Origin of the sequence: Novosphingobium aerophilum (genome assembly GCF_014230305.1) — a bacterium.
Classification (GTDB): Bacteria; Pseudomonadota; Alphaproteobacteria; order Sphingomonadales; family Sphingomonadaceae; genus Novosphingobium; species Novosphingobium aerophilum.
The window spans coordinates 1-14,856 of record NZ_JACLAU010000020.1 but is presented as its reverse complement, the minus strand read 5'-3'; the positions used below and the strand labels follow the sequence as shown (position 1 = coordinate 14,856).

Here is a 14,856-nt window from a genome sequence, read left to right as displayed (position 1 = left end):
GACTTTCGCCAACTACCCACTTGCGCAGCGGCCCGGGCAGGCCGATATGAACAGCAATGCGTGAGATCATCTTCGATACCGAGACCACCGGGCTAGACCCTCGCAAGGGGGACCGGCTGGTCGAGATCGGGTGCATCGAAATGGTCAACCGGGTGCCGACCGGGGCCGTCTTTCACGCCTATTTCAATCCCGATCGCGACATGCCGGCCGAGGCCGAGGCGGTCCATGGCCTGTCTGCCGCTTTCCTGGCCGACAAGCCGCGCTTTGCCGACACGTGCGACGAACTGCTCGATTTCCTGGGCGACAGCCCCCTGGTCGCGCACAACGCCGGGTTCGACTTCGGCTTTCTCAATGCCGAGCTCGAACTGTGCGGGCTTGCCCCGGTCTGCCTGACGCGCATGATCGATACGGTGAAGCTGGCCCGGGTGCGCCATCCCGGCGCCAAGCTCTCGCTCGATGCGCTCTGCACCCGCTACGGTATCGATCGCAGCCACCGCACCCGTCATGGTGCGCTGCTCGATGCCGAATTGCTGGCCCAGGTCTATGTCGAATTGACCGGCGGGCGGCAGATCGGCCTCGAACTGGCCGGCAGCCCCGTCGATCCGATCGTTGCCGCGGTGACCGTGGTCACCCGCGAGCGCGTTTACCGTCCCGCCCGTCCGCATGCGGCGAGCGAGGCGGAACTGGCCGCGCATGCCGCGTTCCTCGAAGGGATCAAGACCCCGTTGTGGACCGGCGGCGCGTAAGCAAAGGAGAAGGACGAAATGGACATTCGCGTATCGGGTCACCAGGTCGAAACCGGCGCCGCGCTGCAGACGCACGCCTCCGAACGCCTGACCGCGATTGTCGGCAAGTACTTCAGTCGGGCCTTGTCGAGCCAGGTAACCTTCAACCGCGCGCCGGCCTCGATGTTTCGTTGCGACATCGTCACCCACGTCACCCAGGGCCTGATCCTGAAGGGTGCGGGAATCGCCCCCGATGCCCATGTCGCCTTCGATCAGGCGGCCGAGAAGATCGACAAGCAGATCCGCCGCTACAAGCGCCGGCTGCACGATCACCACATTCCGGCGAGCCACGCCGCGCGCGAGGAAGAGGCCGCCTACGTGGTCTTCGCCGAGCCCGAGCCGGAGGCAGAGGAGGTTCACGTCGATGCCCCGCTGGTCATCGCCGAGACCCGGGTCGACGTGCCCGAGGCGACCGTGTCGGACGCGGTGATGATGCTTGACCTGCGCAACACCAATGCGCTGCTGTTCAAAAACGCTGGCACGGGCCGGCATAATATGGTTTACCGCCGCGGCGATGGGTCGATCGGCTGGGTCGAACCGTCCTGACGGGCGCCACGTTGTCCGTTGGCCCGGGACCTTGGCAGGGTCAGGGCACTTTCTAGGGGGATGAGGACCGGCTCACCACGGGCCGGCCAACCATGGCTGTCCGGGGCATCGCGATGATGCCCGGGACCGCAGACAGGCGACACGATCACGCAATGACGGCTCTCTTCACCCTTGATCCCACCGCGGTCGCGACCGTTCGTGCCGATGACAAGCCCGCGATTCTGCGCATGCTCGCCGACCGCTTCGCCGGGGTCTACAACCTCCCGCAGTCCCATGTCCTCGAGCGTATCGAGGAACGTGAACGGCTGGGCAGCACCGGGTTCGGGCGCGGCGTGGCCATTCCCCACGCGCGGATCGACGGGCTGACCCGGCCGGTCGCCGTGTTCTTCCGGCTGGAGACCCCGGTCGGCTTCGACGCGGCTGATGGTCTGCCGGTCGATCTGGTGTTCGGGCTGCTCTCGCCCGATCAGGCCGGGGCCGCCCATCTCCACGCGCTGGCGGCGATCTCGCGCATGATGCGCGACGAACGGATGCACCAGGCCCTGATCCAGGCGCCGGGCCCCGAGGCGCTTTACGGGCTGCTCTGCAATGTCATCGATCGCGACGCCGCCTGAACCAGGGGCGGAGCCGGACGGCGATCATCCGGACCGTGACCACGAGGCCACGGGCGCGATGACCGGGGCGTCCGGCGGGGAGTCCGGTGGGGCGGTCCCGGGTGCCTCGGTGCACTGGCGGGCGCTGGAAAGCCTCTATGCCTCGGCTCCGATCAACCAGTTGTTCGAATCCCGCCTGACCGTGCTGGGCGAGGGCGCGGCCCGGATTGCCTTCACGATCGATCGTCAGGTCCATCATGCCGCCGGAGCGGCGCACGGCACGATCTATTTCAAGATGCTCGACGATGCGGCGTTCTATGCCGCCAACACCCTGGTGACCGACCGCTTCCTGCTCACCACCTCGTTCAACCTCCACTTCGTTCGACCGGTCCGCTCCGGCCGCGTCGTGGCCGAAGGACGCTGGATCAGCGGCCGGCGGCGCGTGCTCGTGGCCGAATCGCGGCTGGTCGATCACACGGGCGAGGAGATCGGCCGCGGCACCGGCACCTTCATGCGCAGCCGCATCGCCCTGTCCGGCCTGCCGGGCTACCGGATTGACTGATCGGGCCGAACCGGCGCCGCGCCTGCCCACCCAGCTCGAGGTGAGCGGCCTGCTGCGCCGGGTCCAGGCCGAGGGCGGCTTCGCCATAGTCCTGGCCAAGGGTGAGCCCGACAGCGGGTCCCTGCTGGTCGTTCTTACTAATAAAGGCAATGATTCCAAAGCAATGGAGCGAATGCCCAGTCCCGATGGCGGTCGCGTCTGGACAGTTGCGCGGCGGGAGTCGACAGACAATCGACAGGACTTCGCGGACTGGCTCGATCGGCGTCGTCAACAGGATCCGGACCTGTGGATAGTTGAACTGGATATCCCGAACGGCGAACGGTTCATCGGATCGTCTATCGCGACGGGTTGACACTGCTGCATTGCAACATCAAAGGCCCCGGACCTTTTCACGCGCAGGCGGCCATGGGGGCACAGGGCTCACCGGCTGGCACGCAGACGGGGGACAACCGGCGGGTTTTCCGGGGTGGGACAGATCGGGCCAAGGCCTGACCAGATCACCGCCGCGCCCGTGCAGGTCTGTCAACCGCCGATAAAGACGGTTAGATGAGTTATTCGCTTCGCATGTCCGGCGCCTTCAGCACGGTGCTGGCCCTTTCCTTCATGCTGATTGGCGCCGAAGGTTCCGGCGCGGTCGCCCAAGACCGAACCCCGCAGATCGCAGCTCAGGCTCTCGCGGCTGAACCCGAAATCACCGCACCCGATACGGCGGAGGCTCCGCTGGGTGCCGATACCGCACTCGATCGTGACACCCTGGCCGAACTGGTCGCCGCACAGCCGGTCGCCGAACTCCCGCGTGAGCTCGAATGCCTGGCCGGCGCGATCTATTTCGAAGCCAAGAGCGAAACCCTGGAAGGCCAGCTTGCCGTCGGCCGGGTGATCGTCAACCGCGCCCGCTCGGGCCGCTTCCCCGCCTCGTACTGCGGCGTGGTGTTCCAGCACGCGCAGTTCTCGTTCGTCCGTGGCAACGCCATGCCGGTGGTCAGCCGCACCTCGCGCGGCTGGAAGACCGCCGCCGCCGTGGCGCGCATCGCGCACGAAGGCACCTGGCAGAGCGCCGCCGAAGGCGCGCTCTACTTCCACGCCGCGCGCGTCTCGCCCGGCTGGAACCTGACCCGCGTGGCCCGGGTCGACAGCCACATCTTCTATCGCTGATCGCTGCTGCGGGGGTCGGGTGACGGCTCGGCCCGCAGGGCAGCCAGCAGCGCCTCGGGTTGTCCCGACCCGATGAAGGTGACCGTGCCGTCCCGACTCTCGATCCGGACGGCCCGGTTGCCGCGCATGTTGTACATCCATCCCTCGCGGCCCAGACGGACGCCCCAGCCGCCGAAATCAGCCAGGGCGCGGTAGGTGATAGGCGCGGCGGTCGCGATCTGATCGCGGGCGATCCGTCGCCCCAACCCGAGTGGCTGGAAGCGGATGTCGATGGCAGTGTGATCCACCACCGTCCGCAGCCGGAACAGGGCGAGCAACCCCAACACGGCAAGGGACAGCAGGACAGCGACGCCTGCGGCTTCCCACCAGGGAAGCGGGCTTGCCACCAGATTGACGGTGAGGCTCAGACCTCCCGTGAAGGCCGTCAGGCTTCCGATCAGGACGGCGGAAAACCGCTGCGTTTCCTCGAACATCGTCCCCCCTTCCGGCGGCAAGGCCCTAGTCGGCGCGCACCTCGACCCAGACCGGGGCGTGGTCGCTGGCCTTTTCGCGGCCGCGGTGGTCCTTGTCGACCCCGGCGGCGACCAGCCGGTCGGCCAGTTCGGGCGAGAGCAGGGCGTGGTCGATCCGGAAGCCGTGGTCGCGCTGCCAGGCCCCGGCCTGGTAGTCCCAGAAGGTCCAGACCCCGCCGCGCGGGTTGAGCGTGTCGAGCGCGTCGGTCCAGCCATCCCCCAGCAGACGGGCATAGGCATCGCGCGATTCGGGCTGCATCAGGGCGTCGCTGGCCATGGCCGCCGGTGCCCAGACATCCTTGTCCTCGGGGATCACGTTGAAATCGCCCAGCACCGCCGCCGGGACCTCCTCGGCCGCGATCTCGGCCATGCGGCGGCGCAGACGCTCCATCCAGCGCAGCTTGTAATCGAACTTGGGGCCGGGCACCGGATTGCCGTTGGGCAGGTAGATCCCGGCGATCCGCAGGCCGAACACCTCGGCTTCCAGATAGCGCGAATGCTCGTCCTCGGGCTCGCCGGCCAGACCGCGCCGGACCTCGACCGGCTGCTGGCCATCGGCCAGCATGGCAACGCCGTTGAAGCCCTTCTGCCCGTGCCAGATCGCGCCATAGCCGATCTTCTCGAACTCGGCCGCGGGAAAGCCCTCGTCGGCGGTCTTGATTTCCTGCAGGCAGGCGACCGCCGGGCGCGTCTCATCGAGCCATTCGAGCAGCCGGGGCAGCCGCGCCTTGATCCCGTTGATGTTGAACGAGGCGAGCCGCAGCGTCGGTCCCGGCATCAGACGGCGAAGCTCGATCCGCATCCGCACGAGGCGGCGGCATTGGGATTTTCCACCCGGAACGCCGCGCCGCCGAGCGATTCGACATAATCGACCACGCAACCGGCGATGAATTCGTGGCTCATCGGATCGACCACCAGGCGCACCCCGTCGGTCTCGACCACCAGATCGTCGCCCTCGGGGGCGTCGGCCAGGCCGAACTTGTAGTGGAAGCCCGAGCAGCCGCCGCCCTCCACGCTGAGCCGGAGGATCGCCGGCTTGCCCTGCTTGGCGGCAATGGTGGCCACGCGCTGCGCGGCACTGGGGCTGAGGGTGAGGGGGGTGCGGTCCATCCTCCCGATGTAGGGCCTGGGGCGGACCGCGACAAGACGCCGTCCGTCCCCGGAAGGTCCCGCGCGCCTTCGGCCCAGCCCGGGGCGTCAGGCCATCTGGATATAGCTGCGCATGGCCTCGGCCTCCTGCTGGATCGCGTCGATCCGGTGCTTGACCAGATCGCCAATCGACACGAAGCCGACCACCTGCTCCCCTTCGACCACCGGCAGGTGCCGGATGCGGCGCCGGGTCATCAGCGACAGGGCCGCCAGGATCGCCGTATCCGGCGTCACCGTGATCGGCGGCGAGGTCATCACCTCGCGCACCGGCTGGTCGAGCACGCTGGCCCCGTCGCGGGCCAGGCAATAGAGCACGTCGCGTTCGGAAAAGATCCCCACGGCGCGGGTGCCCTCCATGATCGGCAGGGCACCGATCCGCCGTTCGGCGAGCAGCGCGATCACCGCGCGGACGCTCATGTCGGGAGTGGCGGAAACCAGCGATCCGGTCTGGCCGCTGATGATACGGGAAATCGTCATGGACAGCTCTCCCCCTGTTGATCCGGCGCAGCTCCGCCGGACCTTGCCCGGGCAAGGATGCCATGGCCCCCGGCAAAGCGCCACCCCCAACCGGTGCCGCTCCCGCTTCGTCGCGTCCGGCGCGGCGCGGCCCGAAAGGGGCATTGCACGGCGCCGCGGGCTGGCCCATTGGCGCAGGCATGACCATCCCGCCGTCCCCGCTCGACGATCCCCGCAACGCGGCCCACGCCTGGGCCCGCTACAAGCGGATGATGCGGCTGACCGGGTGGATCACCCTGGCGGTGATTGCGGTCATCCTGGCCTGGCTGTTCGCGGAGAACGGCCTGGTCTCGATCAACCTCTACATCGCCACCGCGCTGGGCATCGGTGGCACCATCATGCTGACCGTTGCCCTGATGGGGCTGGTCTTCCTGTCGAGCGGGACCGGGCACGATGCCGCGGTGATCGATCCCCTCTCCGACGATACCTGAGCCCGAGCACGCCTGATCGCGCGGCGGCGCGGCCGGGTCAGTTGCCCCGCGCCCCTTCCCGTTCGCCGATCCAGCGCCAGGCCGAACGACAGCCCAGCCACGACAGCGTGGCCTGGGCCAGCCCGGCGGCCAGGCTGAAGCCGAACATCGTCCAGCTGAAATTGAGGGCCGCAATGCCCCGGCCGTTGGCCAGCAAGCCCAGCGAAAACAGCGTCAGCGCCCCGCCGAAGGCAAAGACCGCGCCGACCAGGACCAGCCCGCGCAGCAGCGCGGCCTGCCAGTGGGGCAGAACGGGCCGGGCTGCGGCCCCGACCGGCGGGGTTGAAGCGGGAGCAACCGGGTCGGGCGGCGCCATCAGGCGCGGGCCTCCTCGACCCCCGCGCTGTTGTGCCGCAGCGCGGCCAGAACGGTCTCGACAATGTGCGGCGCGTTGAGCCGGGCCGTGTCGTACTGCTTGTCGGGGCTGTCGTGGTCCTGGAACAGGTCGGGCAGGCGCATGGTGCGGATCTTGAGGCCCGCGTCGGTCAGCCCCTCGTCGCTCGCCAGGGTCAGGACATGGGCCCCGAGCCCGCCGATCGATCCTTCCTCGATCGTCACCACCACCTCGTGCGTGGCCATCAGGCGGCGGATCAGCTCCTCGTCGAGCGGCTTGGCAAAGCGCAGGTCGGCCACCGTGGTCGACAGCCCGCGGGCATCGAGCTGGTCGGCCGCCTTGAGCGCCTCGGCCAGCCGCGTGCCGAGCGACAGCAGCGCCACCTTGCTGCCCTGGCGGACAATCCGGCCCTTGCCGATCTCCAGCCGCTCGGGCACCGCCGGCATCGGCACCCCCACCCCGTTTCCGCGCGGGTAGCGGAAGGCGATCGGGCCGCTGTCATGCAGGGCGGCGGTATGCGTCATGTGCACCAGTTCGGCCTCGTCGGCCGCGGCCATGACCACCATGTTGGGGAGCGAGGCGAGGTAGGTGACGTCGAACGATCCGGCATGGGTCGCACCGTCGGCCCCGACCAGCCCGGCGCGGTCGATCGCGAAGCGCACCGGCAGGTTCTGGATGGCCACGTCATGCACCACCTGGTCATAGGCGCGCTGCAGGAAGGTGGAATAGATCGCGCAGAACGGCCGCATGCCCTGGGCGGCCAGGCCGGCGGCGAAGGTCACCGCGTGCTGCTCGGCGATGCCCACGTCGAAGCTGCGATCGGGGAAGCGGCTGGTGAACTTGTCGATCCCGGTCCCCGAAGGCATGGCCGCGGTGATCGCGCAGACCGTCGGATCGCGCTCGGCCTCGGCGACCAGGGCCTGGGCGAAGACGTTGGTGTAGCTCGGCGGGCCGCCGGCGCTCTTCACCTGTTCGCCGGTGATGACATCGAACTTCTGCACCCCGTGGTACTTGTCGGCGGCCGCCTCGGCCGGGGCATAGCCCTTGCCCTTCTTGGTCACCACGTGGATCAGGCAGGGGCCCTCGGCGGCGTCGCGCACGTTCTCCAGCACCGGGATCAGGTGCTCCAGATTGTGACCGTCCACGGGGCCGACGTAGTAGAAGCCCAGCTCCTCGAACAGGGTGCCGCCCATCGCCATGCCGCGGGCGAACTCGTCGGTCTTCTTCGCGGCCTTGTGCAGCGGTCCGGGCAGGCGCCGCGACAGGCGCCGCAGCGTGTCGCGCAGGCCCAGGAACGGCCGCGACGAGACGAGCCGCGCGAGATAGGCGGACAGCCCACCCACCGGCGGGGCGATCGACATGTCGTTGTCGTTCAGGATCACGATCAGGCGATTGCCCGCGGCATGGGCGTTGTTCATCGCCTCATAGGCCATGCCCGCGCTCATCGCCCCGTCCCCGATCACGGCGATGCCCTTGCCCGGCTGTCCGGCCAGCTTGTTGGCCACGGCAAAGCCCAGTGCGGCCGAAATCGACGTGGACGAATGGGCCGTGCCGAACGGATCGTATTCGCTTTCGCTGCGCTTGGTGAAGCCGGACAGGCCGCCGCCCTGGCGGATCGTGCGGATGCGGTCCCGCCGCCCGGTCAGGATCTTGTGCGGATAGGCCTGGTGGCCGACGTCCCAGATCAGCCGGTCGCGCGGCGTATCGAACACATAGTGGATCGCCACGGTCAGCTCGACCACGCCCAGGCCCGAACCGAGGTGTCCGCCGGTCTGGCCGACGGCGGCGATCATCTCGGCCCGCAACTCGTCGGCAAGCTGCTTGAGCTGGCCGACGGGGAGCTTGCGCAGATCCTCCGGCAGGGTGACGGTATCGAGCAGCGGAGTCGCCGGAGCGGGGGACGAGTTGGCATTCATCGAACGGGGCTTACACGCTCGATCCCGGCGAGTCGATTGCCTCGACCCTTGGTGTGATTCCCTCGCCTGAACAGTGCGCGCAGATGCCGCGCAGCTCGATCACCGGGCGCACCTCGGCAAAGCCGGCGCGCTGCGCCGCCTCGTGCAGCGTGGCGGCCAGCCGGTCGTCGTCGACATGGGTGGCGCTGCCGCAGGCGTCGCAGATCAGGAACATACAATCGTGCCGGCAACCCGGATGGGGATTGGCGACATAGGCGTTGGCGCTCTCGATCCGGCGGGCCAGGTTGGTCCGCACGAACAGGTCGAGGATGCGGTAGACGCTGTTGGCCGCCACCCGCTTGCCCCGCGTGGCCGTGACCCGGTCCGCCACGTCATAGGCGGACACCGGCCGAGTCTGCCCGGCCAGCGCCGTGAAGACATCGGCGCGCATGTCGGTCCACTGCTCGTCGGCCGCCAGCAGGGCGCCGCGGGCGGCCTCGATCAGGCCCGTGCCCGAGTGTTCGTGATGATGATGTCCCGTCATGCCGCGATGATGCTTCATCCCGGCAAGATAGTCACGACCTAGCCGCGGGTGAAGGCCGACTTGTACAGTTGCGGGAACTGGCGCTTGAGCGCCTCGATCTTGGGCGCGTCCCACCGGCGGATGTAGCCGTGCAGCGGGTTTTCGGCGGCGAAGTCCTGATGATAGGCCTCGGCCGGGTAGAACGTGCGATAGGGCTCGATCCGGGTGACGATCGGATTCTGCCACAGGCCGGACTGGCCCAGCTGGGCGAGATAGGCCTGGGCCATGCGGCGCTGGGCCTCGTTGAGCGGGATCAGCGCCGAGCGGTACTGGGTGCCCACGTCCGGGCCCTGGCGGTTGAGCAGGGTCGGATCGGCCCCGACCGAGAAGAACACCCGCAGCAACTGGTCATAGCGGACCACCCGCGGATCGTAGCGGACCCTGACGGTTTCGGCATGGCCGGTGCGTCCGCTCGACACGTCCTCGTAGCCGGGCGCGCGAACCGTGCCGCCGTGATAGCCCGAGACCACGCTCTGTACGCCGCGGACATGGCTGAACACCGCCTCGATGCCCCAGAAGCATCCGCCGGCGAACAGCGCGGTCTGCAGGCCCGGGCCCTCGTCCGCGACAACCCGCGCCGCCGGCGCATAGGGTTCGGCCGCGGCGGGTCGCGCCCCGATCAGGGCCAGTGCGATGAGGGCGAGTCCGATCAGGGCCGGTGCGGTGGCGGCAGCGATGGTGGTCAGGGCAGCCAGGCGGCGCCCGGGAGCGGATGGCGTTTGAGCCGTCCGGCGCGTCACGGCTGGTCGGGCTGGGCGGGGGCCGCCACGGCATGCGGCACCATCGCATTGCCCATGTCCTCGGCGCCCGATCCCATTGCCACGAACAGTCCGATGGCGCCCAGGACAAAGCCCACGGCGAAGGAGCGGATCAGGTCGGCTTGGAACAGGCCCATGGTGGCGGCAACTCGCGAGGATGCGGAACGGGAATGCGCCGCGTGGGGAACATAGGGTTTCCGGAGTGTGACCGCCATGCTGCGTTGCGGCGAAGCGCGGGTTGGGTGCGACGAACCGTTGGGCCTCGCTTGCTTCCCGCGTCCTCCCCGCGTCCTCCTCGCGCTCCGGGGGCGGGATCAGTGGCGGAAATGGCGCATCCCGGTGAAGACCATCGCCAGGCCCGCCGCATCGGCCGCCGCGATGACCTCGTCGTCGCGGATCGATCCGCCCGGCTGGATCACGGCGGTGGCGCCCGCTTCCGCCGCTGCCAGCAGGCCGTCGGCAAAGGGGAAGAAGGCGTCCGACGCCACGGCCGAGCCGACCGTGCGCGATTGCGCCCAGCCATAGGTCTGCGCCGCTTCGGCCGCCTTGGTCGCCGCGATGCGCGAACTGTCGCGGCGGTTCATCTGCCCGGCCCCGATACCGGCGGTGATCCCGTCCTTGGCATAGACGATCGCGTTCGACTTGACGTGGCGCGCCACGGTCCAGGCGAACAGGCAGTCCTTCAGTTCCTGTTCGGTCGGCGCGCGCTGGGTGACGACCTTGAGATCGGAGGCTGAGATAGCCCCATTGTCGCGGGTCTGCACCAGCAGGCCGCCGGTGATCGGCTTGACCTGCAGGCCCGGCCGCCGCGGATCGGGCAGATCGCCGGTCAGCAGCAGGCGCAGGTTCTTCTTGCGGGCGAAGGCGGCCAGCGCCTCGGGCGTGGCCGAGGGTGCGACCACCACCTCGGTGAAGATCTCGCAGATCGCCGCGGCGGTCGCGCCGTCCAGTTCGCGGTTCACCGCGACGATGCCGCCGAAGGCCGAGACCGAATCGCACTGCAGCGCGCCGTGCCACGCCTCGAGCAGGCTGGCGCCCTGGGCCACGCCGCAGGGGTTGGCGTGCTTCACGATCACCACCGCGGGGTCCTGGCCCCTGAATTCCGCGCACAGCTCCAGCGCGGCATCGGCATCGTTGTAGTTGTTGTAGGACAGCTCCTTGCCCTGGACCTGTTCGGCCTGGGCGATGCCGCGGCTGTGCGGGCCGACCGGGGTGTAGAGCGCCGCGGCCTGGTGCGGATTCTCGCCATAGCGCAGCGTCGTCGCCCGGCGGCCGGTGATCGCCAGCGTCTCGGGGAAGGTTTCGCCCTGATCGGCGAAGGCGAACCACTGCGAGATCATCGAATCGTAAGCGGCCGTGGCGGCATAGGCCTTGCCGGCCATGCGGCGGCGGAAGTCGTAGCCGGTCGCACCGTCGCCCGCCTCCAGCTCGGCCAGCAGCGCCGGGTAGTCGGCCGGATCGGTGACGATTGTCACGTAGGCGTGGTTCTTCGCCGCCGAGCGGACCATGCTCGGCCCGCCGATGTCGATGTTCTCGATGATCTCGTCACGGGCGGCGCCCTTGGCCACGGTGGCCTCGAACGGATAGAGGTTCACCACCACCAGATCGATCGCGCCGATCGCGTGCTCGGCCATGGCGGCGGCATGTTCGGGGTTGTCGCGCACGGCCAGCAGCCCGCCGTGGACCTTGGGATGAAGGGTCTTGACCCGGCCGTCCATCATCTCGGGAAAGCCGGTCAGCTCGGAGATGTCCTTGACCGCCAGTCCGGCCTCGCGGAGCGCCCCGGCGGTGCCGCCGGTCGACACGAGTTCGACCCCGCGGGCGGCCAGGGCCCGCCCCAGATCGACCAGCCCCGCCTTGTCCGAAACGGAGAGCAGCGCGCGGCGAAGGGTGATGGCGGTCATGTGGAGGGTCCCTGCGGTGGTTTCGACCGGGGCCCCTTAGGGAAATCGTGGCGCGAGGCCAAGCTGGCCACGCCCTGTCCGCAGTCAAACCTGCGGATTGCGCCCGCCGTGGCGGCGCCTGTCGGCTGGTAGGCGGATCAGCCGGTGGCCGGATCAGGCGGCGGCGCGCGATCCGGCGGCGATCCACTCGCGGGCCCGGCGCTGGGCCTCGGCGATCTCGCGCGCGGTCATTTCCTCGGCCACGTCGGCGCGGCACTGGGCGGCATCCTCGTAGCCGGCCACGGCCGCCAGGTTGAACCACTTGTGCGCCTCGACCAGATCGACCGGGGCCCCGTGGCTGCCGGTCGAATAGGCCACGCCCAGATCGAAGTAGGCGCTGATCTCGCCGGCCGAAGCCGCGGCGAGGCAGGTGGCGACCAGCAGATCGGCCTCCGGTGTGACGGACACGACCGCCGGTGCGACGTCGACCGGCCTGATCCAGTTTGCACCCATAGTGATTACCCCCAAGAAACTGCGGCCGATCGGTCCCCCGATCATCGGCCCTCTGGAGGCAAGCTGAAGGAGGATGGTCAACAAAAGGTTAAGACCATCGATGTCCTGCCGCCCCTGGTTGCTGCGAGCCGGGAGACCAGCGGGAGCAGGGCGGCACCGGGGCGGGATCATTGCGCTTGTGCGGAACGGGCGCGGCTCTTATAGGCGCGCTCAACTTGGCTGGCGGCCCCGTCCGAAGCATCCGGGGCCATCGGCAGGCCCGCGGTTTCTGGTCTGGAGCACACGATTCCCATGCCCACTTCGGTCGCTGACGACATCGACATTCTGGTCAAGGCGAAGCGGTCGATCGCGGGGGACTATTCGCCCCAGGCCGACGAGCCCTACATGAACGATGCCCAGCTCGACTATTTCCGGCGCCTGCTGCAGGCCTGGAAGAAGGCGATCCACGAATCATCGGCCGATACCCTGCAGCAATTGCAGGATGGCCCGATTCGCGAGCCCGATCTGAATGACCGCGCCTCGAGCGAAACCGACTGGGGCATCGAACTGCGCACCCGCGACCGCCAGCGCAAGCTGATCGCCAAGATCGACTCGGCCCTGCGCCGGATCGAGGAGGGCGAATACGGCTACTGCGAGGTCACCGGCGAACCGATCGGTCTGGGCCGGTTGATCGCCCGTCCGATCGCAACCATGACCGTCGAGGCGCAGGAAGCGCACGAGCGGCGCGAGAAGATCTCGCGCGACGACTGATTCGGCCTGCCGGTGATCCGGCCCGCCGGCCGCGGCAAAAGCCCGGGTACAAACGGCTACAATCGTTAACCGCTTGTTTGCTTTCCAGCAGTATTCCCGTCACAACGATGCGCACGATGTCGGCAATCGACACGTGATCAGGTCATGGGACGCAAGTGGTACGATGGGCGACGGCGACAACCGACATATCTCGCGTGACAGCCTGTTCATCCTGGCAGACCTGCGCCTGGCGGGTCAGCCGGTGGATTACCGGGTCAAGGTCCGCAATCTGTCCTCCGGCGGGATGATGGCCGAAGGCGACGTACCGGTCGGCCGTGGCGATGCGATCTGCGTCAGCCTGCGCAAGGTCGGCTGGGTCGATGGCTCGGTTGCCTGGGTCCAGGGCAACCGCTTCGGCGTGGCCTTTGTCCGAGAGATCGACGTCACCCAAGCGCGCGCCCCGCTTCCGGCCCAGCCCGATCCCGACGAAGCCTTCCGCCGCAAGCTCCTGTCGGGCGTGCCGCAGATGTCCAGCGGGCCGGTGCGCAAGGTCATCTGACCCGACGGTCCGGCCGCGCGCGGCCCCGGTCCCCCGTTCCCCCGGTCCTCCGTTTCCCCATTCCCGCGTTCCCAAGCCGGCTAGCCCGCCGCCCCCGCCATGACCGCTTGGTCCCTGCCGTGGCCGCTTCGGACTTGCCCCCTGCCGCGCCCCCGCCTACCCCATGCGTCATGCGCTTCCACCCCGGGTTCAGCGGTGCCGTCCGGCGAATGGGACCGTTGCTGTCCCTCGCCGCCCTGCTGGGCGCCTGTCAGTCCGATGATGATCGCGCGCTCGATGTCGCGGTGATCGGCGCGCCGTCGGCCCTGCTGGACCAGGGCGGGCGACTGGGGCCGGCCGCGCAACTGGTCCAGGCCGCCACGGCCCAGGGTCTGGTGGCGCTCGATGCCCAGGGCCAGGTGGTTCCCGCCCTGGCCGATCGCTGGATCGTGACCGACGATGGCGACAGCTACATCTTTCGCCTGCGCGATGGCACCTGGCCCGGCGGGGCCCCGCTGAACAGCCAGAACGTCGCCCGCGCGCTGCGCCAGGCCCTGGCCGGCCTGCAAGGCACCACCCTGGGTCTCGATCTGGCCGACATCGCCGAGGTGCGCGTGATGACCGACCGGGTGCTGGAACTGCGCCTGGCCCGGCCCGTCCCCGAATTGCTCCAGCTGCTGGCCCAGCCGGAACTTGCGCTGCGCCTGCGCCAGCAGGGGAGCGGCCCGTTCGAAATCGTCCGGGGCCGTCCCGGCCAGGGGAGTGATAGCAAGCGCGGAGAGGGTGCGACGCGGGGCGACGGCTCGGGCCGCCCGTCCGGAACCGGAGTCCTCCGGCTGGTCGAGATCCCGCCCCGGCGGCTCGGACTGCCCCCGCTCAGTGACGAGGACGCGCCCAGCCGCGCGGTGCGGCTGCATGCCCTGACCGCCCGCGCCGCGACCGAGGCCTTCACGCGCGGCGATGTGGCCGTGGTCCTGGGCGGACGGTTTGCCGATCTGCCGCTGGGTCAGGCGGCGGCCGGACTGTCGCGGCGGGCCTTGCAGATCGATCCGGCGGCGGGACTGTTCGGGCTGGCGGTGGTCAGTGACACCGGACCGCTCGCCGCGCCCGAGTTCCGCGAGGCGCTGAGCATGGCGATCGATCGCGATGCCCTGGCCGGGGCGATCGGCCTGGCCGGCTGGACCGCTGCGGCGCGGATCGTGCCCGCTCCGGCGGCGACCGTCGGCGCCCTTGCCGGGGCGGCCGGCGCGGCCTCAACCGGCGGCGCGCCGCCGCCCACTGCCGCTCCGCCGGTCTGGACCGGCTGGCCGCTCGAGGCGCGCCGGGCCGAGGCTT

General features: G+C 69.3%; 21 protein-coding genes. 10 read left to right on the top strand and 11 right to left on the bottom strand.

From position 1 onward, the window contains the following. Positions 1-56: 56 nt before the first annotated feature. From dnaQ to H7F49_RS12135, 6 genes are all read left to right on the top strand, one after another. The gene (gene dnaQ, locus H7F49_RS12160; protein WP_185683871.1) at positions 57-746 is read left to right on the top strand and encodes a DNA polymerase III subunit epsilon; all 690 of its coding nucleotides are present in this window, start codon (positions 57-59) and stop codon (positions 744-746) included. A gap of 18 nt (positions 747-764) precedes the next feature. After that, positions 765-1,331, top strand: a complete 567-nt coding sequence (gene hpf, locus H7F49_RS12155) for a ribosome hibernation-promoting factor, HPF/YfiA family (protein WP_185683870.1) — start codon at positions 765-767, stop codon at positions 1,329-1,331. Positions 1,332-1,483: 152 nt separating this feature from the next. Beyond that, positions 1,484-1,945 (top strand): PTS sugar transporter subunit IIA, encoded by a 462-nt coding sequence (locus H7F49_RS12150; RefSeq protein WP_185683869.1) that lies wholly within the window; start codon positions 1,484-1,486, stop codon positions 1,943-1,945. 58 nt (positions 1,946-2,003) lie between these two features. Beyond that, positions 2,004-2,486: a PaaI family thioesterase gene (locus H7F49_RS12145; protein ID WP_185683868.1), complete on the top strand. Its 483-nt coding sequence runs from the start codon at positions 2,004-2,006 to the stop codon at positions 2,484-2,486. Further along, complete coding sequence (locus H7F49_RS12140) at positions 2,479-2,838, top strand: DUF1491 family protein (protein ID WP_185683867.1); 360 nt, start codon at positions 2,479-2,481, stop codon at positions 2,836-2,838. The genes H7F49_RS12145 and H7F49_RS12140 overlap by 8 nt, the downstream gene beginning before the upstream one ends. A 194-nt stretch (positions 2,839-3,032) precedes the next feature. After that, complete coding sequence (locus H7F49_RS12135) at positions 3,033-3,641, top strand: cell wall hydrolase (protein WP_185683866.1); 609 nt, start codon at positions 3,033-3,035, stop codon at positions 3,639-3,641. Here the strand turns inward: H7F49_RS12135 and H7F49_RS12130 are convergent. From H7F49_RS12130 to H7F49_RS12115, 4 genes are all read right to left on the bottom strand, one after another. Beyond that, positions 3,632-4,114 carry a hypothetical protein gene (locus tag H7F49_RS12130; RefSeq protein ID WP_185683865.1) on the bottom strand — a complete coding sequence of 161 codons (483 nt, stop codon included), beginning with the start codon at positions 4,112-4,114 and terminating at the stop codon, positions 3,632-3,634. The two genes, H7F49_RS12135 and H7F49_RS12130, sit on opposite strands and share 10 nt — an antisense overlap. Before the next feature lie 25 nt (positions 4,115-4,139). Continuing rightward, complete coding sequence (gene xth, locus H7F49_RS12125; protein ID WP_235982121.1) at positions 4,140-4,931, bottom strand: exodeoxyribonuclease III; 792 nt, start codon at positions 4,929-4,931, stop codon at positions 4,140-4,142. Then, positions 4,931-5,263 carry an iron-sulfur cluster insertion protein ErpA gene (gene erpA, locus H7F49_RS12120; RefSeq protein ID WP_185683864.1) on the bottom strand — a complete coding sequence of 111 codons (333 nt, stop codon included), beginning with the start codon at positions 5,261-5,263 and terminating at the stop codon, positions 4,931-4,933. Before erpA ends, xth begins: the two co-directional genes overlap by 1 nt. Positions 5,264-5,350: 87 nt before the next feature. Continuing rightward, positions 5,351-5,779, bottom strand: coding sequence for a CBS domain-containing protein (locus H7F49_RS12115; protein ID WP_185683863.1), 429 nt, complete (start codon positions 5,777-5,779; stop codon positions 5,351-5,353). A gap of 179 nt (positions 5,780-5,958) precedes the next feature. Between H7F49_RS12115 and H7F49_RS12110 the strand changes: the two genes are divergently transcribed. Beyond that, positions 5,959-6,249 (top strand): hypothetical protein, encoded by a 291-nt coding sequence (locus tag H7F49_RS12110; RefSeq protein ID WP_185683862.1) that lies wholly within the window; start codon positions 5,959-5,961, stop codon positions 6,247-6,249. Positions 6,250-6,286: 37 nt separating this feature from the next. On the opposite strand, the gene H7F49_RS12105 is transcribed toward H7F49_RS12110, so the two are convergent. From H7F49_RS12105 to H7F49_RS12075, 7 genes are all read right to left on the bottom strand, one after another. Next, positions 6,287-6,604, bottom strand: a complete 318-nt coding sequence (locus H7F49_RS12105; RefSeq protein WP_185683861.1) for a hypothetical protein — start codon at positions 6,602-6,604, stop codon at positions 6,287-6,289. After that, positions 6,604-8,538 carry a 1-deoxy-D-xylulose-5-phosphate synthase gene (dxs, locus tag H7F49_RS12100; protein ID WP_185683860.1) on the bottom strand — a complete coding sequence of 645 codons (1,935 nt, stop codon included), beginning with the start codon at positions 8,536-8,538 and terminating at the stop codon, positions 6,604-6,606. Before dxs ends, H7F49_RS12105 begins: the two co-directional genes overlap by 1 nt. Positions 8,539-8,548: 10 nt before the next feature. After that, complete coding sequence (locus tag H7F49_RS12095) at positions 8,549-9,061, bottom strand: Fur family transcriptional regulator (protein WP_185683859.1); 513 nt, start codon at positions 9,059-9,061, stop codon at positions 8,549-8,551. A 38-nt stretch (positions 9,062-9,099) separates the two neighbouring features. Next, positions 9,100-9,735 carry a peptide-methionine (S)-S-oxide reductase MsrA gene (gene msrA / locus H7F49_RS12090; protein WP_328806715.1) on the bottom strand — a complete coding sequence of 212 codons (636 nt, stop codon included), beginning with the start codon at positions 9,733-9,735 and terminating at the stop codon, positions 9,100-9,102. Between the two features lie 101 nt (positions 9,736-9,836). Continuing rightward, entirely contained in the window at positions 9,837-9,995 is a 159-nt protein-coding gene (locus H7F49_RS12085) for a hypothetical protein (protein WP_185683858.1), read from the bottom strand. Between the two features lie 177 nt (positions 9,996-10,172). Next, positions 10,173-11,762 carry a bifunctional phosphoribosylaminoimidazolecarboxamide formyltransferase/IMP cyclohydrolase gene (gene purH, locus H7F49_RS12080; protein ID WP_185683857.1) on the bottom strand — a complete coding sequence of 530 codons (1,590 nt, stop codon included), beginning with the start codon at positions 11,760-11,762 and terminating at the stop codon, positions 10,173-10,175. Between the two features lie 153 nt (positions 11,763-11,915). Beyond that, positions 11,916-12,254 carry an SEL1-like repeat protein gene (locus H7F49_RS12075; protein WP_235982120.1) on the bottom strand — a complete coding sequence of 113 codons (339 nt, stop codon included), beginning with the start codon at positions 12,252-12,254 and terminating at the stop codon, positions 11,916-11,918. Between the two features lie 291 nt (positions 12,255-12,545). On the opposite strand from H7F49_RS12075, the gene dksA reads away from it, so the two are divergent. The 3 genes from dksA to H7F49_RS12060 all read left to right on the top strand — a co-directional run. Next, entirely contained in the window at positions 12,546-13,004 is a 459-nt protein-coding gene (gene dksA / locus H7F49_RS12070; RefSeq protein WP_185683856.1) for an RNA polymerase-binding protein DksA, read from the top strand. Between the two features lie 163 nt (positions 13,005-13,167). After that, a complete protein-coding gene (locus tag H7F49_RS12065; RefSeq protein ID WP_185683855.1) occupies positions 13,168-13,542 on the top strand; it encodes a PilZ domain-containing protein in 375 nt (124 codons plus the stop codon). A gap of 170 nt (positions 13,543-13,712) precedes the next feature. Continuing rightward, positions 13,713-14,856 (top strand): ABC transporter substrate-binding protein (locus H7F49_RS12060; protein WP_185683854.1); only part of this gene is annotated, 1,144 nt, incomplete at its 3' end.

What these genes read in the sequence shown, in the direction of transcription:
- erpA (WP_185683864.1), bottom strand. Translation starts at nt 5,263, where the DNA reads ATGGACCGCACCCCCCTCACCCTCAGCCCCAGTGCCGCGCAGCGCGTG.
- xth (WP_235982121.1), bottom strand. Translation starts at nt 4,931, where the DNA reads ATGCCGGGACCGACGCTGCGGCTCGCCTCGTTCAACATCAACGGGATC.
- H7F49_RS12110 (WP_185683862.1), top strand. Translation starts at nt 5,959, where the DNA reads ATGACCATCCCGCCGTCCCCGCTCGACGATCCCCGCAACGCGGCCCAC.
- H7F49_RS12105 (WP_185683861.1), bottom strand. Translation starts at nt 6,604, where the DNA reads ATGGCGCCGCCCGACCCGGTTGCTCCCGCTTCAACCCCGCCGGTCGGG.
- dksA (WP_185683856.1), top strand. Translation starts at nt 12,546, where the DNA reads ATGCCCACTTCGGTCGCTGACGACATCGACATTCTGGTCAAGGCGAAG.
- H7F49_RS12065 (WP_185683855.1), top strand. Translation starts at nt 13,168, where the DNA reads ATGGGCGACGGCGACAACCGACATATCTCGCGTGACAGCCTGTTCATC.
- dnaQ (WP_185683871.1), top strand. Translation starts at nt 57, where the DNA reads ATGCGTGAGATCATCTTCGATACCGAGACCACCGGGCTAGACCCTCGC.
- H7F49_RS12085 (WP_185683858.1), bottom strand. Translation starts at nt 9,995, where the DNA reads ATGGGCCTGTTCCAAGCCGACCTGATCCGCTCCTTCGCCGTGGGCTTT.
- H7F49_RS12150 (WP_185683869.1), top strand. Translation starts at nt 1,484, where the DNA reads ATGACGGCTCTCTTCACCCTTGATCCCACCGCGGTCGCGACCGTTCGT.
- dxs (WP_185683860.1), bottom strand. Translation starts at nt 8,538, where the DNA reads ATGAATGCCAACTCGTCCCCCGCTCCGGCGACTCCGCTGCTCGATACC.
- H7F49_RS12095 (WP_185683859.1), bottom strand. Translation starts at nt 9,061, where the DNA reads ATGACGGGACATCATCATCACGAACACTCGGGCACGGGCCTGATCGAG.
- H7F49_RS12075 (WP_235982120.1), bottom strand. Translation starts at nt 12,254, where the DNA reads ATGGGTGCAAACTGGATCAGGCCGGTCGACGTCGCACCGGCGGTCGTG.
- hpf (WP_185683870.1), top strand. Translation starts at nt 765, where the DNA reads ATGGACATTCGCGTATCGGGTCACCAGGTCGAAACCGGCGCCGCGCTG.
- H7F49_RS12115 (WP_185683863.1), bottom strand. Translation starts at nt 5,779, where the DNA reads ATGACGATTTCCCGTATCATCAGCGGCCAGACCGGATCGCTGGTTTCC.
- purH (WP_185683857.1), bottom strand. Translation starts at nt 11,762, where the DNA reads ATGACCGCCATCACCCTTCGCCGCGCGCTGCTCTCCGTTTCGGACAAG.
- H7F49_RS12145 (WP_185683868.1), top strand. Translation starts at nt 2,004, where the DNA reads ATGACCGGGGCGTCCGGCGGGGAGTCCGGTGGGGCGGTCCCGGGTGCC.
- H7F49_RS12130 (WP_185683865.1), bottom strand. Translation starts at nt 4,114, where the DNA reads ATGTTCGAGGAAACGCAGCGGTTTTCCGCCGTCCTGATCGGAAGCCTG.
- H7F49_RS12135 (WP_185683866.1), top strand. Translation starts at nt 3,033, where the DNA reads ATGAGTTATTCGCTTCGCATGTCCGGCGCCTTCAGCACGGTGCTGGCC.